This window comes from Streptomyces sp. NPDC001530, assembly GCF_042894545.1.
In the GTDB taxonomy this organism is placed as follows: Bacteria; Actinomycetota; Actinomycetes; order Streptomycetales; family Streptomycetaceae; genus Streptomyces.
Window position 1 is genome coordinate 95,386 of the sequence record NZ_JBIAVS010000013.1, and the last position, 20,667, is coordinate 116,052.

General features: G+C 69.4%; 17 protein-coding genes and 1 pseudogene. 6 read left to right on the top strand and 12 right to left on the bottom strand.

What is annotated here, in order from left to right:
• Positions 1–14 precede the first annotated feature (14 nt).
• Positions 15–560: a hypothetical protein gene (locus ACFY0T_RS26690; RefSeq protein WP_388875421.1), complete on the bottom strand. Its 546-nt coding sequence runs from the start codon at positions 558–560 to the stop codon at positions 15–17.
• A gap of 39 nt (positions 561–599) precedes the next feature.
• Positions 600–2,468 carry a lectin gene (locus ACFY0T_RS26695; RefSeq protein ID WP_388875424.1) on the bottom strand — a complete coding sequence of 623 codons (1,869 nt, stop codon included), beginning with the start codon at positions 2,466–2,468 and terminating at the stop codon, positions 600–602.
• A 271-nt stretch (positions 2,469–2,739) separates the two neighbouring features.
• Between ACFY0T_RS26695 and ACFY0T_RS26700 the strand changes: the two genes are divergently transcribed.
• Positions 2,740–5,757: a glycoside hydrolase family 3 N-terminal domain-containing protein gene (locus ACFY0T_RS26700; protein WP_388875427.1), complete on the top strand. Its 3,018-nt coding sequence runs from the start codon at positions 2,740–2,742 to the stop codon at positions 5,755–5,757.
• 219 nt (positions 5,758–5,976) lie between these two features.
• Positions 5,977–7,329, top strand: coding sequence for a hypothetical protein (locus ACFY0T_RS26705; RefSeq protein WP_388875430.1), 1,353 nt, complete (start codon positions 5,977–5,979; stop codon positions 7,327–7,329).
• 120 nt (positions 7,330–7,449) lie between these two features.
• Here the strand turns inward: ACFY0T_RS26705 and ACFY0T_RS26710 are convergent, their stop codons facing one another.
• A complete protein-coding gene (locus ACFY0T_RS26710) occupies positions 7,450–8,277 on the bottom strand; it encodes an NAD(P)H-binding protein (RefSeq protein ID WP_388875433.1) in 828 nt (275 codons plus the stop codon).
• Positions 8,278–8,428: 151 nt separating this feature from the next.
• On the opposite strand from ACFY0T_RS26710, the gene ACFY0T_RS26715 reads away from it, so the two are divergent.
• The gene (locus ACFY0T_RS26715) at positions 8,429–8,800 is read left to right on the top strand and encodes a winged helix-turn-helix transcriptional regulator (protein WP_388875965.1); all 372 of its coding nucleotides are present in this window, start codon (positions 8,429–8,431) and stop codon (positions 8,798–8,800) included.
• A 22-nt stretch (positions 8,801–8,822) separates the two neighbouring features.
• On the opposite strand, the gene ACFY0T_RS26720 is transcribed toward ACFY0T_RS26715, so the two are convergent.
• The 3 genes from ACFY0T_RS26720 to ACFY0T_RS26730 all read right to left on the bottom strand — a co-directional run bounded on the left by ACFY0T_RS26720 (position 8,823) and on the right by ACFY0T_RS26730 (position 10,761).
• A complete protein-coding gene (locus ACFY0T_RS26720; protein WP_388875437.1) occupies positions 8,823–9,275 on the bottom strand; it encodes a MarR family transcriptional regulator in 453 nt (150 codons plus the stop codon).
• Complete coding sequence (locus ACFY0T_RS26725) at positions 9,251–9,742, bottom strand: N-acetyltransferase (protein ID WP_388875440.1); 492 nt, start codon at positions 9,740–9,742, stop codon at positions 9,251–9,253. The genes ACFY0T_RS26720 and ACFY0T_RS26725 overlap by 25 nt, the downstream gene beginning before the upstream one ends.
• A 401-nt stretch (positions 9,743–10,143) precedes the next feature.
• Positions 10,144–10,761, bottom strand: coding sequence for a YceI family protein (locus tag ACFY0T_RS26730; RefSeq protein WP_388875443.1), 618 nt, complete (start codon positions 10,759–10,761; stop codon positions 10,144–10,146).
• A 586-nt stretch (positions 10,762–11,347) separates the two neighbouring features.
• On the opposite strand from ACFY0T_RS26730, the pseudogene ACFY0T_RS26735 reads away from it, so the two are divergent.
• From ACFY0T_RS26735 to ACFY0T_RS26745, 3 genes and pseudogenes are all read left to right on the top strand, one after another.
• A pseudogene (locus ACFY0T_RS26735) lies at positions 11,348–12,121 on the top strand (polysaccharide lyase family 8 super-sandwich domain-containing protein); the annotation flags it as partial.
• A gap of 154 nt (positions 12,122–12,275) precedes the next feature.
• Positions 12,276–13,883 (top strand): acyl-CoA carboxylase subunit beta, encoded by a 1,608-nt coding sequence (locus ACFY0T_RS26740; RefSeq protein ID WP_388875447.1) that lies wholly within the window; start codon positions 12,276–12,278, stop codon positions 13,881–13,883.
• A gap of 57 nt (positions 13,884–13,940) precedes the next feature.
• Positions 13,941–14,135 carry an acyl-CoA carboxylase subunit epsilon gene (locus ACFY0T_RS26745; protein WP_388875451.1) on the top strand — a complete coding sequence of 65 codons (195 nt, stop codon included), beginning with the start codon at positions 13,941–13,943 and terminating at the stop codon, positions 14,133–14,135.
• A gap of 197 nt (positions 14,136–14,332) precedes the next feature.
• Here the strand turns inward: ACFY0T_RS26745 and ACFY0T_RS26750 are convergent, their stop codons facing one another.
• The 6 genes from ACFY0T_RS26750 to ACFY0T_RS26775 all read right to left on the bottom strand — a co-directional run bounded on the left by ACFY0T_RS26750 (position 14,333) and on the right by ACFY0T_RS26775 (position 20,559).
• On the bottom strand, positions 14,333–14,914 hold the full coding sequence (locus tag ACFY0T_RS26750) for an ATP/GTP-binding protein (protein ID WP_381247640.1): 582 nt from the start codon (positions 14,912–14,914) through the stop codon (positions 14,333–14,335).
• Positions 14,895–15,494, bottom strand: a complete 600-nt coding sequence (locus ACFY0T_RS26755; RefSeq protein ID WP_388875456.1) for a DUF742 domain-containing protein — start codon at positions 15,492–15,494, stop codon at positions 14,895–14,897. The genes ACFY0T_RS26750 and ACFY0T_RS26755 overlap by 20 nt, the downstream gene beginning before the upstream one ends.
• Positions 15,495–15,590: 96 nt before the next feature.
• Positions 15,591–16,004 (bottom strand): roadblock/LC7 domain-containing protein, encoded by a 414-nt coding sequence (locus ACFY0T_RS26760; protein WP_054219305.1) that lies wholly within the window; start codon positions 16,002–16,004, stop codon positions 15,591–15,593.
• A 10-nt stretch (positions 16,005–16,014) separates the two neighbouring features.
• Entirely contained in the window at positions 16,015–19,254 is a 3,240-nt protein-coding gene (locus ACFY0T_RS26765; protein WP_388875459.1) for a nitrate- and nitrite sensing domain-containing protein, read from the bottom strand.
• A 350-nt stretch (positions 19,255–19,604) separates the two neighbouring features.
• On the bottom strand, positions 19,605–20,180 hold the full coding sequence (locus ACFY0T_RS26770) for an ATP/GTP-binding protein (protein ID WP_028802395.1): 576 nt from the start codon (positions 20,178–20,180) through the stop codon (positions 19,605–19,607).
• On the bottom strand, positions 20,161–20,559 hold the full coding sequence (locus ACFY0T_RS26775) for a DUF742 domain-containing protein (protein WP_095936861.1): 399 nt from the start codon (positions 20,557–20,559) through the stop codon (positions 20,161–20,163). Before ACFY0T_RS26775 ends, ACFY0T_RS26770 begins: the two co-directional genes overlap by 20 nt.
• Positions 20,560–20,667: the final 108 nt, after the last annotated feature.

Below are 20,667 nucleotides of genomic sequence, written 5' to 3' on the forward strand. Positions count from 1 at the left end.
GCCCGGCCGCCCCCTCAGCACTGGTCGTCCACGAGGTCGTCGAAGGCGGCCCGGCTCATCGCGCGGCCGTCGGCCCAGGCCTGGCCGGGGCGCAGCGAGGCGAGGTCGGCGGCGCTGAAGCTGAGGTAACCGTCGTACGGGTCCCAGCTCTGGCGTGCGCCCATGAAGTGCAGGGAGTACGAGCGACCGGGCAGCAGCCGCTGCTCCCCCGTCTTCTGCGTGCGCCAGGCGGACGGGGGAGAGAACAGTGGGAAGGTGGTCCTGCCGACCTCGACCCCGCTCCCCACCCACCAGCGGGTGTTCACCTGCCCGGGGGACGCCGTGCTGGAGGGGTTGGCGACCACCCCGCCGTTCTTCTTGTCCTCGATGTACGCGTCCTCGGCCCAGCTGGAGAGGTTCAGGTGCGTCGCGTGATCGCCGTCGCACGGCCGCACCGCCACGACCGGCTGCCCGTCCGTGCCCAGCCACACCGCGGAGAGCGACAGCGCGGCCGGACTGCATCCGCTCAGCAGCCCCAGCCCCGCCAGCACTCCCGCCACGGCCAAACCCCTGCGTCTCATGGCCCCTGCCCCCTCGGCCGGGCAGCAGGGCCCGGTGCCCTACTGCAGATGCCACTTCTGGTTGGCGGCACCCGTGCACGACCAGATCTGCGCCCGCGCTCCGTTCGCCGACGAGTTGTCCGTCACGTCGAGGCACTTGTCCGCCGCCGTATGGACTACATCACCGGTCGAAGAGTTGTACGACCACCGTTGCGCACCGGTCCCATTGCAGTCGTACAACTGCACCTTCGCCCCGTCCGCCGTCGAACCCGAGGTCACGTCCAGGCACTTGCCCAGCGCCTGGATCGACCCGTCGGCCATCACGGTCCACCGCTGGGCCGCCGAACCGTTGCAGTCATAGAGCTGCACCGCCGTCCCGTTGGCGCTCGTACCGCCCGCCACGTCAAGGCACTTGCCCGCGAGCCCGACGAAGGATCCCGACTGACTGCCCCCGCCCGACTGCGCACCCGACCAGGTGAAGGTGGCCGACGTCTTGCCCGGCAGCGAGTAAGTCGCGTGCTGCGACCCCCAGTTGATGGTGACGGTCTTCGCGGACGACGCGTCGTTGTACGCGATCAGCGCCTTGGAGCCATCGGGATTCCGCCACGCCACGTTCGGCACGGACGACGACGCCGTAGAGGCGATCCGCTGCGCCCCCGGCCGTACGAACTTCGTCAGATGCCCCATCGTGTAGTACTCGATCGTGTAGTCGACGGTCCCACTCGCCCCGTCCCCGTTGTGGACCGTGATCAGCCCGGAACATGTCCCGCACCCGCCGTTGTGCGGCCCCCGGTTCTGGTCCACGGCCAGCGACCACTTCGTCACCGACTTCGCCCAATTGCGGGTGTAGTCCACGATGTTGAGCATGTCCTCGCGCTGCTGGTCGGCGATCCAGGTGCCACCGGAGTGCTCGGTGCCGAAGGCGTCGAGGCCGGGATACTGGTGGTGCACGCCGGTCTGCTTGGTCACGTCCCCGCCGTACCCGTGCCAGGCGATCCCACCGAAGTTCGGGTGGGAGCGGACCGCCGCGTCGTCGACGGTCTGGGCGGCGTACGCGTCGTACACGTCCCAGTTCCAGTCGTGCGCGAGGACCTTCGTGGACAGCCCCGCCGCCTGGAGCTTCGGCAGCAGTTCGCTCTTCGTGAAGTACGCGAGACCTGAGGCGTTCCAGCTCATCGAGGGGTACCCCGAGCAGCACGTCGGCTCGTTCTGCGCGGTGACATACGCGACGGGCACGCCCTGGTCCCGGTAGGCCTGGAGGTACTTCACGAAGTACGAGGCGTACGCCCCGTAGTCCTCCGCCTTCAGCCAGCCGCCGTTGAGCTGCTCGCTGTCCTTCATCCAGGCCGGCGCCGTCCACGGCGAGGCCATCACGGTCAGCGAGGGGTTCAGCTGCAGGGCCTGCCTGGTCAGCGGCACCACGTCCGCCAGGTCGTGCGCGATCGAGAACCGCGCGAGGTTCGGGTCGGTCTGCCCGGCCGGAACGTCGTCGTAGGTGTAGCCGTACCGCGCCAGGTCCGAGGCACCCATCGGATTGCGCAGGAAGGAAAGCCCGATCCCGTCCGTCGGCGAGAACAGCTTCCGCATCGTCGCGTCCCGCGTGGTCTGCGTGAGCGCCCCGCTGCTGTTCATCAGCCAGGCGGCGGTGTCGGTGAACGAGGCGCCGCCGCCGGTGAAGGTCTGGTAGCGGGTGTTCTCGTCGACGGTGATGTTCTCGCCGCTTCCGCCGCTGCCCGTCTGGAAGGCGAACGGCGTCTGGGCCTGCAGTCCGCGGACGACATGGCGCCCGCCGTCGTCGTCCGTCGTGGTCAGCCAGGCCGTGACCGACTCGCCCGCGGCGTGCGCGGGCGCCGCCGTGACGGTGGTCAGCCCGGCGGTCGTCAGCAGCCCGGCGACGAGAAGCCGGGCCGCCCGCATGGATCTCCTCATGGTGCGCCGCCCTTCTGGGGGTGGGGGAGTGGGGCGTGCGAGGCGTGAGTAAATGACGGCTGTGGACGCGCGTCAAGGGGTTGCGCGTTCACAGGCTGAAGGAACAACGACCCTGATCCGGACGCACGTTGGCTGTGTACCGGTTCTGACGTGAAGTCTTGACGGCTCCCCGGGACGCCAGTTAACTCACGCCGTGATCTAAGTCGTAAGAGGACTGAGTGAGTGCCGTAAAGAACTGCCGTAAAGGACTGAGAGAGTCGAGGGAAGGTCCATGCGAAGAACCGCCCTGCTCGTGTCCGCCGCCTTGCTCACCGGGCTGCTGCCGCTCGCGTCGGCCTCGGCCGCCGCGGCCGACGACCCGGCACCCGTGACCGTCGACGCCTTCGAGGGCGAGGTGCCCTTCGCGAACCCGCCCGCGGACGGCATCTTCGCCTGGGGAAGCGATGCCGACGACCCGCCCCCACTCGCCCTGACCGCACGGTCCGACGCCCCCGAGGGCGCCAAGGTCCTCACCGGCAGCTACGACATCAGCGGGTACGGCGGCTTCACCCACGACTTCGCCTTCGACCGGCCCGCCCACGACTGGTCCGCCCACCAGGGCATCCGCTTCTGGTGGGACGGCCGGAACAACGCCAAGAAGGTCAGCTTCGAGATCAAGGACGGCGGCGCCAACGGCGAGGCCTCCGAGCTGTGGACGACCTCCTTCACGGACGACTGGACCGGCTGGAAACAGATCGAAATCCCCTTCACCGACTTCACGTATCGCACGGACTACCAGCCCGTCGGCGGTATCGACCAGATTCTCGGCCTCACCCAGATGTGGGGATACGCCGTCACGCTTCCGGTCGGCATCAAGGGCCAATTCGCCATGGACGGCGTCGAGTTGTACGGAAAAGCCGACCCATCGCTGCGCGCCTCCGTCGTCACGGACTCCGCCGTGTACCCGGTGAAGGAGGGCGGCGAGGCCGCCGTGAAGGTCTCCGTCGCCACCACGGGCTCCGCGCCGATCGAGGAGCCGGTGACCGTCGCGTACGAGACGAGCGGCGGCACCGCCGAATCCGGCAAGGACTACACCCCGGTCAAGGGCGAGCTCACCTTCCCGGCGGGCACGGCGTCCGGCACCTCGCGCACGATCCAGGTGTCCACCGTGAAGGACAGGTCCGCCGAACCCGCCGAGACGGTCCCCCTCAAGCTCACGGTCACCGGCGCGAAGGCCCCCGCCGAGACCCCACAGGTCGTCATCGACGCCCATGGACTCCCGTACCTGGACCAGAAGTTGCCCGTGAAGAAGCGGGTCGCCGACCTCGTGTCCCGGATGTCCCTGGAGGAGAAGGCCGGGCAGATGACCCAGGCCGAGCGCGGCGCGCTCACCGCGCAGGGTGACATCGCGTCGTACGACCTCGGCTCGCTCCTCTCCGGCGGCGGCTCGACCCCGACGCCCAACACCCCCGAGGCGTGGGCGAAGATGATCGACGCCTTCCAACTCCGCGCCCAGGCAACGCGGTTCCAGATTCCGCTGATCTACGGCGTGGACGCAGTGCACGGCCACAACAACCTCATCGGCTCGACGATCATGCCGCACAACATCGGCATCGGCGCGACCCGCGATCCCCAACTGGCGGAGAGGACAGGCGCGGTGACGGCGTCCGAGGTCCGCGCCACCGGCGTCCCCTGGGACTTCGCCCCCTGCCTCTGCGTGACCCGCGACGAACGCTGGGGCCGCTCGTACGAGTCCTTCGGTGAGGACCCGGCGCTCGTCAAGTCCATGGAGACGATCATCCAGGGCCTCCAAGGCGCCCGCAGCGGCAAGGACTTGAAGGACGACGACAAGGTGCTGGCCACCGCGAAGCACTTCGTCGGCGACGGCGGCACGGAGTACGGCTCGTCCACGACGGGCTCGTACACCATCGACCAGGGCGTCACCAAGGTCACCCGGCAGCAGCTGGAGGCCGTGCACCTGGCCCCCTACCAGACCGCGGTCGACCGAGGCGTCGGCTCGGTCATGCCGTCCTATTCCTCCCTCGACCTCCTCGGCGACGGCCAGGGCCCGGTGAAGATGCACGCCCGCGCCGACATGATCAACGGCGTGCTCAAGGACCGCATGGGCTTCGACGGCTTCGTCATCAGCGACTGGGCGGCCATCGACCAGATCCCCGGCGACTACGCGTCCGACGTCCGTACGTCCGTCAACGCGGGCCTCGACATGATCATGGTCCCGTACGCGTACAAGGACTTCCGCACGACGCTGATCGACGAGGTGAAGGCGGGGCGCGTCAGCGAGAAGCGCGTCGACGACGCCGTATCCCGCATCCTCACCCAGAAGTTCAAACTCGGCCTCTTCGAGAAGCCGTATGCGGACACGAGCGGCGCGTCGCGGATCGGCTCGCCCGAGCACCGGGCGGTGGCGCGCGAGGCGGCGGCCAAGTCCCAGGTCCTGCTGAAGAACGCCGACGGCGTACTCCCCCTGAAGAAGTCCCAGAAGGTGTACGTGGCCGGTTCGAACGCCGACGACATCGGCAACCAGACGGGCGGCTGGACGATCACCTGGCAGGGCTCGCCGGGTCCCGTCACGGACGGCACGACGATCCTGCGGGGCATGCGACGCGCGGGCGGTGACGTCACCTACTCGAAGGACGCCTCGGAGCCCACGGCCGGCTACGACGTGGGTGTGGTCGTCGTCGGCGAGACCCCGTACGCCGAAGGCGTCGGCGACGTGGGTAACGGCAACGACCTGGAGCTGACCGCCGCCGACAAGGCGGCCGTGGACAAGGTGTGCGCCGCCATGAAGTGCGCGGTACTGATCGTCTCCGGGCGCCCCCAGCTCATCGGCGATCGCCTGGGCTCGATCGACGCGCTCGTCGCCTCCTGGCTGCCGGGCACGGAGGGCGACGGCGTCGCGGACGTGCTGTACGGGAAGCGGGGCTTCACCGGGCAACTTCCCGTCACCTGGCCGAAGTCGGAGTCCCAACTGCCGATCAACGTCGGCGACACGTCGTACGATCCGCAGTTCCCGTACGGCTGGGGCCTCACCACTCTCACGAAGGTGCCGACCGGCGGCGCGACGACCCTGAAGGCCCTCGCCCTCCTCGCCGCGGCGGCGGACAGGACAGGCTCTGCCGAAGCCGGCCGCACCGCCGTGACCAAGGCCCGCCTCCTGGTCCAACACAAACTGGCCTCGACCCTCACCCCGACAACCGCCAAGCGCTTCGCCGAAGCCGACCACCTCCTCCTGACCGGCCGCTACGCCGACGCAGTGGCGAGCCTGACGGAGGCCTACCGAGCGGGCTGAGGCGACCTTTTCTCGCCCCCGCCGCCCCTACGCCGGACGGGCTGATTTCAGCCCGTCCGGCGTTTGAGGACGAGCGCGAAGCGCGGTACGGGGGTCTGGGGGCGGAGCCCCCAGGTAATGGGACGGGTAGGGGCGGAGGGGGCGAAAAACACCTCACCGCAACCACCTCCCACCAGCCATAACGCCCACATTTGCGTAGCTTCAGGTAGCTTCGAAGACATGAAGGCCGTACTCGCCCGAGGACTCCCAGGCCTGCTGATCGCACTGACCCTCGCCGCCCTGGTGGCACTCACGGCCGCCACTCCTCACGCCCAGGCGACCACCGACGTCGGAACAGTCGCCGCAGCCCTCCGCGAGAGCCCGGTCTACGTAGACCCCGCCGCCTCCGCCCAGCTGTCCCCCACGGACGCCGGCGCCCTCGCCAAGAAGATCGAAAAGGCGGACAAGCCGATCTTCGTGGCAGTCCTCCCCGCCGACTTCCCCACCCAGAACCTCTTCCAGAACCTCCGCACAGCCACCGGCATCACCGGCCTCTACGCCATCCGGCTCGGCGACCGCTTCGACGCGAGGGCCGACTCCTCGGTGATGTCCCGCACCGCCGTGCAGAACCTCGTCACCAGCGTCCAGGGCGAGACGACGAAGACCCAGCTGAACGACTTCACGGACCGCGCACTCCCCAACATGGGCGGCTCGGCCCCCGCGACCTGGGGCAATGACACAGGAAGCGGCGGCGTCTCCACCAGCGCCCTGATCGCGGTCGCCGCGGTGGTCGTGGCCGGCGGCGCCGGCGCGTACACGCTCGTACGCCGCAACCGCCACCGTAGGGCACAGGAACAACAGGAGGCGCTCGACAAGCTCCGCGTGGTCGTGGACGAGGACATCACCGCCTTCGGTGAGGAACTCGACCGCCTCGACTTCCACCCCGCGGAGGCGGGCGCGGACGACACGATGCGCGCGGACTACGAACGCGCGCTGGACGCCTATGAACAAGCGAAGTCGAACATGGCCGCGGCCCAGCGCCCCGAGGACGTACGAGGCGTCACCCAGTCCCTGGAGGACGGCCGCTTCTCGCTCGCGGTCCTCGCCGCGCGCCGCGAGGGCCGCCCGATCCCCGAGCGCCGCGCCCCGTGCTTCTTCGACCCGCGCCACGGCCCGTCCGTCGCCGACGCGACCTGGACGCCCGCCGGCGGCGCGTCCCGCGAGGTCCCGGTCTGCGCGGCGGACCGGGCCCGCCTCGCCGACGGCGCCGACCCGGCGATCCGTGAGGTCGAGACGGACTACGGCCGCCGCCCGTACTGGGACGCGGGCCCGGCCTACGGCCCCTGGGCGGGCGGCTACTTCGGCGGCGGCCTGCTGCCCGGCCTCCTCGTCGGCACCCTGCTCGGCAGCATCATGTCCAGCCCCTCGTACGCGGCCGACTACGGCTCCGGATACGGCGACTTCGGCGGCGCCGGTTACGACGGCGGCGACGTCTCGGGCGCCGACTTCGAGCCCGGCGACTTCGGCGGCGGTTTCGGTGACGGCGGAGGCGGCGACTTCGGCGGGGGAGGGGACTTCGGCGGCGGCTTCTGAGGACCCGGCGCGGCCCGCCCGGTAGAAACTCCGGACGGGGCACTCCTGCTCACGTACGGCCCGCCCGGAGTTCTGCCGGGCGGGCCACCCCTGCTCACGTAGGGCCGGGCACGGCTCACTTCACTTGAACGCCGCCACGTTCCGCCCCGCCCACTCCGCGAACGTACGGGCCGGGCGGCCGAGAACCCGCTCCACGTCCGGGCTCACCCGCTGCTCGGCGGCCTTGGGCGTGCCCAGGATGCCGAGGGTGCTCTCCACGACCGGCTCGGGCATGAACCGCAGCATCTGCGCCCTGGCCTCCGCGCGGGTCTGCTCGACGAACCGCACCGGCTCGCCCAGCGCATCGCCGATCGCGGATGCCTGTTGCCGAGGCGAGATCGGCGCCGGACCGGTCAGCTCGTAGGCCTTGCCGGCATGGCCGGGGTCCCGCAGCGCCACGGCGGCGACCTCGGCGATGTCGTCCGGATCGACGGTCGGCAGCGCGACATCGCCGAACGGTGCGGCGACCGTGCGCCGCGCCCGGATCGTCTCGGCCCACGCGAACGTGTTGGAGTGAAAACCTCCTGGCCGCAGCAGTGTCCAGGCCAGATCCGACGTGGTGACGGCGTCCTCAAGGATCGAGGGATGGCGTCCCGTGGTCACGCCCTGGGAGGACAGCAGGACAACCCTGCGGATCCCGCCCGCCCGCGCCACATCGAGGACGTCACCGACGCTCCCTCCGGCCGACACGAAGTCCCCGGAGGTCAGCAGGAACAGCGCCTCGGCCCCGTCGAACGCTGGCTCCAGGCTCTTCGGCTCGCTCAGGTCGGCCCGGACATGCCGTACCCCCGTCGGCATGTCCGGCGCCGCCGCCCCGCGCGAGACCGCTGTCACCCGCTCGCCCGCCGCGGCCAGCGCCCGCACGAGCGGCTGCCCGACATTGCCCGTAGCTCCAGTCACCACGATCATGATCGCTCCCCTGTGTCCCATGCGTCACGTGTGTCACGTTTCCCTGTGGTCACAACGGAAGCTACCTTCGCTGGCATAGTAGGTACCTAGAGGAAAGTAATGGAGGGAGGGGCTTCTTGTGACCGACGCCACATTTCAGGTGCCCGCCGGTATGCGGGTGCCCGCCGGTATCGAGGTCGACCCGGAGGTGGCCTGCCCGATCGCCCCGGTCGTCGACATCGTCTTCAGTCGCTGGACCACGCCGATCCTGTGGGCGCTGAACGAATACGGGCGCCAGCGCTTCGTGGAGCTGGAACGCCGCATCAACAAGATCACTCCCAAGGTGCTGACCCAACGCCTGCGGCAGCTGGAGCGCGACGGGCTCGTCGTCCGCACGTACCACCCCGAGGTCCCGCCGCGCGTGGAGTACGAGATCAGCGAACTGGGCCGCAGTCTGGCGCCGCTCTTCGCCACCCTCGCCGAGTGGGCGGCGCTCAACCTGGACAAGGTCGAGGAGGCGCGGGCCGACTACGACGCCAGGTGAGCCCCGCACGGGGCCCGGCGGTTCAGGCGCTCACGTCCGTGTCCGCGAGGCGGTTCACCAGCGCGCCCGCCAGACGCAGCAGCTCCCGCTCGGTCTCGCTCAGCGTGCCGAGCGCCGTGGCCGGCCAGGCGTCGGCTCGGCCATGTCCCGCTCCAGCGCGCGGCGGCCGTCCGGGGTGAGCGTGAGTACGGACTGACGCCGGTCGGCCGTGCCGGGCTCGCGGGCGATCAGCCCCTCCGCCTCCAGCTTCGGCGAAGACCCGCGTCAGCGACTGCGGCCGCTGCCGCTCGGCCGCCGCGACCTCGCCCGGCGTCGCGGCCCCGTGCCGCCGCGGATGCCCGAGCACCCCCAGCTGATTCGGGCTGAGCCCACCGTCGCTCCGCTCCTGCCGCAGCCGACGGTTGAGCCGCACGATGCCGCGGCGGATTTGGGCGGCGCCGTGCCCGCCGCCTAGGCGTCCGGCAGGGCGAGCCATTGGCTCCAGGACAGGTCGCGCCCGATGAACCGCGGTCGCTCGAAGGGCCAGGCCTCGGCGATCCAGCGGGGCACGAGCGAGTCCAGCTCGCGCTCCAGGTCACTGCCGACCTTGTCGTCCACCACCCACCAGGAGATCTCGGCGTCGGCGCCGGCCTTCTCGGGCGGATCGATGTAGACGCACCCGAACTCGGTCGTGCCCGCGTCGTCGAACAACACGTAGTTGAAGGACTGGTGAGCGGCGATCTCCGCCGCGTGCCGCTCCAGATCCTTCAGATTCGCCTCGTACGTCATCGTCTCGGCAGGCCACCCCCACGCCTCCCCGAAAATGGACCACAGCCGCTCCCGCGACCCCATGACGGTCGGGTAGTCAATGGCCGCGTCCGCCCCGCTGATCGGGCGCAGGTGATACCCGCCGGGCACTTCGACTCGCAACGGGTGAACGAAGTCACCGGGCAACCAGGTCATGCCCGGAGGCTAGCCGCTGGGGGGATACCGCGCACCGGGTTATCGCGGGGGAGAGAACCCTGAACGCCGCGACGCCGAGCCCCAGTTGTGCGGAGGGCTCGACGTCGCGGTCGGCGGCGGCAGAGCTCGGCAAGACCGATCAGTACCTCGCCGTGGTGGCCCTGTTGAGGGCGAGGACACCCGAGAGCAGGGCGGCACGGCTGCGCACGGTGATCGCCAAGCCGGCGGCGGGGCAGCGTGTGAGGTGACGGCCGCCTCGACGGGCACCCGCCCGGACTTGCCGGAGCGCCCGGCCTCGACGCGCGACCGCCCGGACATGCCGGAGCGCCCGCCCTCCGCATAAGGGGAGTTGGAAGGCGGGCGCGCTCAGGATGCCGACGGAAGCGAAAGGCTCAGCCGGTTCAGCCGGCGTTCTTGATCGCCGAAATGTCGAAGTTCAGCTTGATCTTGTCGGAGACGAGGAATCCGCCGGTCTCCAGCGCCGCGTTCCAGGTGAGACCCCACTCGGAGCGCAGGATCTCGGCGTTGCCCTCGAAGCCCACGCGCTCGTTGCCGAACGGGTCCTTCGCGGAGCCGTTGAACTCCAGGTCGATGGTGAGCGGCTTCGTCGTGCCGAGGATCTCCAGGTCACCGGTGATCCGGTAGTCGTCGCCGCCCAGGGCCTCCGCCTTGGTGGAGCGGAAGGTCATCGTCGGGAACTCGTCGGTCTTGAAGAAGTCGGAGCTCTTGAGGTGACCGTCGCGGTCGGCGGAGCGCGTGTCGACGCTGTCCATCGTGACGTCGATCGAGGCGGTCGAGTTGGACGGGTCCGTGCCGTCCAGGTGCAGGGTGCCCTCGAACTCCTTGAAGCTGCCCTTGACGTTCGTCACCATCGCGTGGCGGGCGACGAAGCCGATCGTCGAGTGCGCCGGGTCGATGGTGTAGTCGCCGGTCAGCGCGGCCAGACCGGGGGTCACGGCGGCGGGTGCCGCGGCGACGCTGGAGTCGGTGGTGTTGTTCTTGCGGCCGAAGATGCCCATGACGTGCTCCTTGGGGGACGGGTCGTCGATTCTGTTGAATCTTCAACGAGGTCAACGTCGTCGACTGTAAACCTATTCCGTTCAAGTTTCAACATCATCCGCAACGTGTTTGCGGAGTTACTTTGGGTTGGTTGGACGTCCATGAGAATCCGCTCCACCCGTCGCGCCTTCCTGTTCGCGGCCGCCCGCTGGCGGCCGCGGCACCCCCGGCCGGCGCCGTCGACGAGGACGACGAGTACGCCGTCCTCCGGCGCCGCTGGATCGACCTCGCCCTCGGCACCGGCTACGACCCTCACCGCCGAGCCCTAGGCCTCCCGCCTGCGCGAAACCGGCGAACTCGCCTGCGGCTTCCGGGCGACCATGGCCCCCACGCCCACATTCCTCTGGCCGGGCCACCCCCTCGACCCACCCTCCGGCATCACCCAGAGCGGCTGTTCGCGCTGCTCGCCGGGTCGGCCTGCAGCGTCAACGGGCGGGCCATCAGCGGGGGTTATCTGAAGAGCGACGACCGGCACGTCATGCGCAGCGACCACTTCCACGGGCAGGCGCTGATCGCCGCGATCGCGCTGCCGGCCCAGAAGGAGCGGGCGCGAACGAGCCGGGGCTCGGCTCCACCCTCGAAGCCCGCAAGTCGTGGTTCTGCACTGCGGATTCCGTCGTCTGCCTGGGCGCGGGGATCACGGCCGCCGACGGTGTGCCCGTCGAGACGGTGGTCGACAACCGCAACCTGGGGGAGGGCGGCACGCAGGTGTTCACCCTCCCGCACGGCTGGGCTCATCTCGACGGAGACGGCGGATGGGTGTTCCCAGGGGGTACGTCCACGCTGCGCACCCTCCGCGAGGACCGCACCGGCGCCTGGTCCGGCATCAACACCACCAGCACCACCGAACGGCGTACCCGGCGCTGGCAGACGCTCTGGCTGGACCACGGCACGGATCCGACCGGGGCGACGTACGCCTATGTCCTGATGCCCGGCGCCTCGCGCGACGCCGTCGCGGCTCGTGCCGCGGACCCCGGGTGGCTGTACGTCCTCGCCAACGACGGCCGCTGCCAAGCCATCCGGGTGCCCGCGCTCGGCCTGACGGCCGCGAACTTCTGGGAGGCCGGTACGGCCGGTCCGCTCAGCTCCTCCGCCGGCGCGAGCGTGCTCGTACGGCGTCGGCGGTGCACCGCTACCCTGTGTGTGAGCGAGCCGCCGCGTACCGGGGAGCCGCTGGAGATCGTCTGGGACCGGCCGGTACGCCGGGTCGTCAGCGCGGATCCGACGGTCGAAGTACTCGGTACGGGCCGCCGACTGAGGGTCCGTGTCACCCCAAGGATGGCATGCGCAACCCATGAATGTGAGGTGGCTCTCAGCTGACTGCTTTGTGTGACCTCTACAAGCCAGAGGCCCTCTGAGCAGTCAGATCGCCTGCATGTGGTCGCGGTTCTGTTCAGGGGCACCAGGAAAACGGGCCGGAGACTGTACGGAGTCAACGGCTCGCTTTCCTTGGTGCACTTCGTAAGGTCACTACATGACCGTTTTGGACGAGGCCGGATCCGCAAGCTCCACGAGCGCCACCGACGAACCCGCGGACGCGCGCGGGCGTGTGGCCGAACTGCACGCGATCCGTGCGGAGGCGCTGCGGGGCCCCAGTGAGAAGGCCACCGAGGCGCAGCACGCCAAGGGCAAGCTGACCGCCCGTGAGCGCATCGAGCTGCTGCTGGACGCGGGCTCGTTCCAGGAGGTCGAGCAGCTGCGCCGGCACCGGGCGACCGGGTTCGGCCTGGAGGCCAAGAAGCCGTACACCGACGGTGTCATCACCGGCTGGGGCACGGTGGAGGGCCGCACGGTCTTCGTCTACGCGCACGACTTCCGGATCTTCGGCGGAGCCCTGGGCGAGGCCCACGCCACGAAGATCCACAAGATCATGGACATGGCCATCGCGGCCGGTGCGCCGCTGGTGTCCCTGAACGACGGTGCGGGCGCCCGTATCCAAGAGGGCGTCAGCGCTCTCGCCGGCTATGGCGGCATCTTCCAGCGCAACACCAAGGCGTCCGGTGTCATCCCGCAGATCAGCGTGATGCTCGGCCCGTGCGCGGGCGGCGCGGCCTACAGCCCCGCCCTCACGGACTTCGTGTTCATGGTCCGCGACACCTCGCAGATGTTCATCACCGGCCCGGACGTCGTCAAGGCGGTCACCGGTGAGGAGATCACGCAGAACGGCCTGGGCGGCGCCGACGTGCACGCCGAGACCTCGGGCGTCTGCCACTTCGCGTACGACGACGAGGAGACCTGCATCGCCGAGGTGCGCTACCTCCTGTCGATGCTCCCGCAGAACAACCGCGAGAACCCGCCGCACGTCGCGTCCGAGGACCCGGCCGACCGGCGCAGCGAGGTCCTGCTGGACCTGGTCCCCGCGGACGGCAACCGCCCGTACGACATGGCGAAGGTCATCGAGGAGCTCGTCGACGACGGCGACTACCTGGAGGTCCACGAGCGTTGGGCGCGCAACATCATCTGCGCGCTGGCCCGTCTCGACGGTCAGGTCGTCGGCATCGTCGCCAACCAGCCGCAGACCCTCGCGGGCGTGCTGGACATCGAGGCCTCCGAAAAAGCTGCGCGCTTTGTCCAGATGTGTGACGCTTTTAACATTCCGATCGTCACCCTCCTGGATGTCCCCGGATTCCTCCCCGGTGTCGACCAGGAGCACGGCGGGATCATTCGGCACGGCGCGAAGCTGCTGTACGCGTACTGCAACGCGACGGTGCCGAGGATCTCGCTCATCCTGCGCAAGGCGTACGGAGGTGCCTACATCGTCATGGACAGCCAGTCCATCGGCGCCGACCTCACTTACGCCTGGCCTACGAACGAGATCGCCGTGATGGGCGCGGAAGGTGCCGCCAACGTCATCTTCCGCCGTCAGATCGCCGAGGCGTCCGACCCCGAGGCGATGCGGGTGCGCATGGTCAAGGAGTACAAGGCCGAGCTGATGCACCCGTACTACGCGGCGGAGCGTGGCCTGGTCGACGACGTCATCGACCCGGCGGAGACCCGGGAAGTCCTGATCAAGTCCCTCGCGATGCTGCACACCAAGCACGCGGACCTGCCCTCGCGCAAGCACGGCAACCCCCCGCAGTAACCCTGCGGATCCTCCGCGGCAGCCCCGCGGAAACCTCTCTCACGGAGACTGACACCTATGAGCACCCCTGACATTCGCGTCGAGAAGGGCCACGCCGAGCCCGAGGAAGTCGCCGCCATAACGGCCATCCTCCTGGCCCGCGCCGCCGCCCAGCCGGACACCACCCCGACCCACCGCGGCCGTGCGAAGGCCGGCTGGCGGCGACTGGAGCGCGAGCCCGGCTTCCGGGCGCCGCACAGCTGGCACGGTTAAGGCTGCGCCGCTTGAGCAGTTGGGGAGGGGGCCCGCACTTCACAGTGCGGGCCCTCTTCCCATGTCCGGGGTTCCGATGAACTCGGTGCCGCCGTCATGCGCCGTCTCGGTTTCTCACCGTCGCGGCGCAAACAGTTGGGGCCCCTCCGGACTCGGAGGGGCCCCAACTGCTTGCGCGATAGCGCGCGCCGCAGCGCTTAGCGGAGGCGGGCCATCAGGGCGTGCTCCACCAGGGTGATCAGCGTCGACTTGGCGTCCGCGCGGTGGCGGGCGTCCGTCGTGATGATCGGGGCGTCCGGACCGATCTGCAGGGCCTCGCGGACCTCGTCGGGGTTGTACGGCTGGTTGCCGTCGAAGCCGTTCAGCGCGATGACGAACGGCAGGCCGCTGTTCTCGAAGTAGTCGACCGCGGGGAAGCAGTCGGCGAGACGGCGGGTGTCCACCAGGACGACGGCACCGATCGCGCCGCGGACCAGGTCGTCCCACATGAACCAGAAGCGGTCCTGACCGGGGGTGCCGAACAGGTAGAGGATCAGGTCCTGGTCCAGGGTGATGCGGCCGAAGTCCATCGCGACGGTGGTCGTCGTCTTGTCTCCGGTGTGCGTGAGGTCGTCGATGCCCGCGGAAGCGGACGTCATGACGGCCTCGGTGCGCAGCGGGTTGATCTCCGAGACGGCGCCGACGAACGTGGTCTTGCCCACGCCGAAGCCGCCCGCCACCACGATCTTCGCGGACGTGGTGGAGCGGGAAGGCCCTCCGCTAGAGCTTGCGAAGTCCACTGAGCACCCTTTCGAGCAAAGTCACGTCTGGCTGGCCACCGGCGTTTTCGTCGCCGCCGGGCTGATGGATGGCGACCAGGCCCGCCTCCGCCAAGTCGGCGACGAGGATCCTGGCCACGCCGAGGGGGATCGTGAGCAGAGCCGAGATTTCGGCTACCGACTTGATCTCTCGGCAGAGGTTGCAGATCCGCTGATGCTCGGGCAGCTGGCCCTGCATCTGGTGCGGCTGCGCGGTGGTGTGCACCAGCGCCTCGATGGCGAGCTGGTACCGGGGCCTGGTGCGACCGCCCGTCATGGCGTACGGGCGCACCAGGGGGTTGTGCGACGCCCCCGCGGGCGACGGCTCGGGGGAGCGTCGCTGCGGCTGCACAGGCTGGATGCGCGGCGCCGGCGGCTGGTCGTACGGCGACGGACCGGGACCCTGGGGGCCCTGGGGCGCGTACGGCTGACGCCGCTGGCTCGGCGCGGAGGGGAAGTTGTACCGGTTCGGGTTCTGCGAACCGTCGCCCTGGCCGCCCTGCCCCTGGCCGGGGCCGTACGACCAGTTACCCGAAGACGAACCGCCTGGGGGTGTTGCCACTTTCTCTCCTCCTCCGACTGCGCCGGTCACCCATCGCTGTGGGAGCGCGTCCCGAAACCTTACGGCCCCGGGACGCCAAAACGCACCGTCTGTTTGTTAGTTGAGAAGGCTCCCCTGGAGCTCTGCTCGAAGGTCCGGGGTCAGGACGGTACCCGCGCGGTCCACCAGAAGCGCCATCTCGTACCCAATGAGACCGATGTCCGCCTCCGGGTGTGCAAGGACCGCGAGCGATGAACCATCAGAAACGGACATGATGAAGAGGAATCCTCGCTCCATCTCCACAACCGTCTGGTTCACGTGGCCGCCCTCGAAGATGCGGGAGGCACCCGCGGTCAACGAGGTCAGGCCGGACGCGACGGCCGCCAGCTGGTCGGCGCGGTCACGGGGAAAGCCTTCGGACATCGCCAGAAGGAGTCCGTCGGCGGAGACCACCACCGTGTGCGACACCCCGGGGGTGTTGTCCACGAAATTGGTGATCAACCAGTTCAGGTTCTGTGCCGCCTGGCTCATCGGGCTCACACTAACGCTCCTGGTTGTAGGTGCTGTCAGGACCGAAGCCCTGGCCGTTCGTGTCACTACTTGCATTGCGTCCCCGCTGTACGCCGCGGCGCAGGTTGCTCAGCCTGCCCCGGACGTCCTCGGGAGCGCGGGAGACCTGGGGGCCGCCCTGGGGGGTCGATTCCGCGGTTCCCTCGACCAGGTTGGCCTTGGGCACCCGCCGCGGCAGACCGGACGAGGTGACCCCGCCCGCCTTGGGCTTGCGGAGCTGCTCGGCGCGCTGCCACCGGTCGTCGTTGTTCGAGCGCCAGTCGCCGTTGCTCTGCGCGGCCGAAGCCGTGGCCGCCGGCGCCGCCTGCTCCCTGTGGTCCACGGGGCGCTGGCCGTTGCCGTTGGGGTTGCCGCTCGCGGTGGATCCACGGCGCGGCAGACCGGCGTCGGTCAGCTCGTGGGCGCCGGAGGAAGCCGGTCCCGGACGGGTGAAGCCTACGCGGTCCTGCTCACTCACGTCAGGGGCCTGCGAGGATTCCGTTTCCGGAGCGTAATCGGACCGGTACGCGCCCTGATACGTGTCCTGCTGCGGCCAGTCGTCCTGGTAGGACGGCTCTTCGAAGGCGGAGAAGGTCTCCGAGGCGGCGCCCCGGGCACCCGAGTGCTCCTCCTGGACCGGCTCCGCATAAGCGGGCTCCGGATAGCCGCCGTTGGACGGGAAGTACGTCTCGTCGTACGACGGCTGCTGCGGTTCGTCGTACGCCGTCTGCGGGTCGTACGACGCCTGCTGGTCCTGGTAGGCGCCCTGACCGTCGTTGTACGCGGGGCCGTTGTCGTACGCGGGCTGCTGGGCCCCGAAGTCGTCCTGGTAGCCCTGCGGGCCCTCGATGGCCTCCGGGCCCTGTGCCTGGGCCTCCAGGGCCGCACGGCGCTCCTCGCGCATCAGCGAGCGGCCCACGGGGTCCAACTCGCGGATGTCGTCCGGGACCTCGGCGTAGCGGCTGTCGTCGAAGCCGAGCTCCGCGGCCGTGCGCAGCGGCTGCTGCTGGCCCCCGAAGTCCTCGCCCGGGAACGACTGCTGCTCCGGGATGATCTGCGAGACGGTGAACTCGTCGCGCTGCAGCTGCTGTTCGCCGCCGCCACCACCGTGGGTGATCGCGTCGGGAAGCATGACCAGGGAGGTCGTACCGGCCTGCTCGCCCGAGGGGCGCAGCTGGACGCGGATGCCGTGCCGGTCGGACAGCCGGCCGACCACGAACAGGCCCATGCGCTGCGAGATCGCGGCGTCCACGGTCGGCGGGTTGGCCAGCTTGTGGTTGATGTCCGCGAAGTCCTCGGCGGTGAGGCCGATGCCCTTGTCGTGGATCTCGACCATGATGCGGCCGTCCGGGAGACGGGTCGCGGTGACGCGGACCTTGGTCTGCGGGGAGGAGAACGTGGTGGCGTTCTCCAGGAGCTCGGCGAGCAGGTGCACGAGGTCGGTCACGGCGCGGCCGTGGATCTCGGCCTCCGGGACGCCGGAGAGCTCGATGCGCTCGTACTGCTCCACCTCGGAGGAGGCGGCGCGCAGCACGTCGACCAGCGGGACCGGCTGGTCCCAGCGGCGGCCGGGCTCCTCGCCGGCGAGGACCAGGAGGTTCTCGCCGTTGCGGCGCATACGGGTCGCGAGGTGGTCCAGGCGGAAGAGGTTCTCCAGCTGGTCCGGGTCGGCCTCGTTGTTCTCCAGGTCGGTGATGAGGGTCAGCTGGCCCTCGATCAGGGACTGGTTGCGGCGCGAGAGGTTGGTGAAGATCGCGTTGATGTTGCCACGGAGCAGGGCCTGCTCGGCGGCGAGCCGGACCGCCTCACGGTGGACCTGGTCGAAGGCGCGGGCGACTTCGCCGATCTCGTCCGTGGTGGTGATCGGGATGGGCTGTACGCGGGTGTCGACGCGACCCGGGTCGGTGCGCGAGAGCTGGTCGACCAGCATCGGCAGACGCTGCTCGGCGACGCCGAAGGCGGCGTTGCGCAGCTGGCGCATCGAGCGGCTCATCTGGCGGGCCACCATGCCGGCCAGGATGAACGCGGCGAGCAGGGCGACCACGACGGCGGCACCGGTGATGAAGGCGTCGCGCTTGGCGCTGTCGGAGATGTCCGCGGCCTCGGCCACCGCCTTGTCGGCGAGGTCCGACTCGATCTGGCGGTAGGCGTTGTACTTGGCGGTGTTGACCGCCCACCAGTTCTGCGCGGTGATGCCCTGCGAGGCGAGCCCGTCGAGCTCGGTCTGCTGGGGGGACTTGAGCGTCGCCAGGGCCGAGACCATGACGACGGCCGTGTCCTTCTCTTCGGTACCGGCCGGCGGCGGCACGTAGTTCGGGTTCGCCGCGCGGGCCTGTGTGGCCTGGGCCGTGAGGTCCGTCTTGATCTTCTTCTTGGCCGCGTCGAGCTTGGCCGCGTCGGCCTCGGTGCCACCACCGATGTACTCCTCGACGGCGATGCCTTCGAGGTAGGCGTACGAGGAGAGGGCGACGCGCTGGCTGTTGAGGCTGCCCAGGCCGGGGCCGGGCTTGACCAGCATGTGCATGCCGATGGACCGCTCCAGCGAGAGCGCGGCCTTGGACAGCGAGATCGCGTAGACCGTACGGCCGTAGCTGGTGATGTTTCCGGTGCCCAGACCGAGTTCGTTGGCGAACTCCATCAGCGGGTGCTGGATCTGCGTGTAGCCCTCTTCGGTATCCACGCCCTGTAGCTTCGAGGTGTACGCGATCTTGCGCAGCGAGGCGAGATCGGGCTCGACCTTGCGGAAGATGGCAAGCCGGCGCTCCAGACCAGCCGTCTTCGGCATGTTCTGGGCGGCCTCGTCGAAGGCGTCGGCGGCTTCGTCCGTGGCTTTGCGGGCCGCGGTGACAGTGGCCTTGTCATTGGCGGTCTGCTTGCTGCCCTTCAGCAGGGGAGCGGCGGTGACGTCTCGCTCGACATACAGCTTGTCGCCGTACGTCAGCGCGGCCTGCACCAGGCGTGCCGTCTTCTCGGCGTCCTGGGCTTCCTGCCAGGTGTCGATCGAGCTCTTCACCTGGAAGCCGCCCATGACAAGGCCGACCACCACGGGTATGAGCAGGATCGCGTTCAGCCTGGTCGGCACGCGCCAGTTGCGCGGGGAGAAACGACCGCCGCTCGGCGCGGGCGCCGCAGTCGGCTCCGGGCCGGGCACTTGTGCGGGCGCCGCTCCGCGCGGCGGCGGGGTGAAGTTGCCCCGTGCCGACGGCTCGGGACCGTTCTTGCTTCGCCTCACTCGACCAACAACCTCTCGGCGTCGGCACCTACGTTGTGCCGCGGTGTCTCCAGCGCCCTTGACTACTGGGCAGTTCAGCGCATTCCAGCACGTCAGGCGGCGCCCTTCCAAACACTCGGAACCGTTGATTCCGAGTGATGTAAGCCCCAGATAAAACGGTCATAAAGAGCGAGCCCCGCCAAAAGGCGGGGCTTTTGTGAGCACAGCGGCACCGGGTGACCGCGATGCGTGTCTGTGGCAGTGAAATTCTCTGTCGAAACGTTATGAACACTGAGGCCGACCGTGTCAAACGACACAGCCGGCTCCAATGCGTCTACGACAACTGCCTTATGGAACTGTCGACTTGGCTACTACCGCAGCCGTGCCATGAGCGCATGCTCGACCAGCGTGATCAGCGCGCTCTTCGCATCCGCACGGTGTCGGGCGTCCGTCGTGATGATCGGGGCGTCCGGACCGATCTGCAGCGCCTCGCGCACCTCTTCGGGGTTGTACGGCTGGTGCCCGTCGAAGCCGTTGAGGGCGATGACGAACGGCAGGCCGGAGTTCTCGAAGTAGTCGACCGCGGGGAAGCAGTCGGCGAGACGGCGGGTGTCCACCAGGACGACGGCACCGATCGCGCCGCGGACCAGGTCGTCCCACATGAACCAGAAGCGGTCCTGCCCCGGCGTACCGAAGAGGTACAGGATCAGGTCCTGGTCGAGGGTGATACGGCCGAAGTCCATGGCCACCGTGGTGGTGGTCTTGTCTCCGGTGTGGGTGAGGTCGTCGATGCCCGCGGAGGCGGACGTCATGACGGCCTCGGTGCGCAGCGGGTTGATCTCGGAGACGGCACCCACGAACGTGGTCTTGCCGACGCCGAAGCCACCCGCCACGACGATCTTCGCGGAGGTGGTCGCCCGGCCTCCGTCAGAGCTTGCGAAGTCCACTGAGCACCCTTTCGAGCAAAGTCACGTCCGGCGCGCCGCCGTTGTTCTCATCGCCGCCCGGCTGGTGGATGGCGACGAGTCCGGCCTCCGCGAGGTCCGCGACGAGGATCCTGGCCACACCCAGCGGCATGGACAGGAGAGCCGACACCTCGGCCACCGACTTCACTTCACGGCAGAGGTGGCAGATCCGCTGGTGTTCGGGGAGCAGCCCCATCAGCTGCGCCGGGTCGGCCGTCGTGCTGATCAGTGCCTCGATGGCGAGTTGGTACCGCGGCCGGGTCCGGCCGCCGGTCATCGCGTACGGACGTACCAGCGGCTGGTCGCCCTCATCCTCGTACGGCTGCGCGTACGGATCATGAGAGGCGGTGGGCGGGGTCATGAATCCTCCGGGCGGGACAGCAAGTCGGTCAGTCGTGCCGTCTGTTGGGGCCGGTGGGGGGATTGTGGCGGCCGGACGGTGATTTCGTGCTGTGGGTAGAACCCAGGG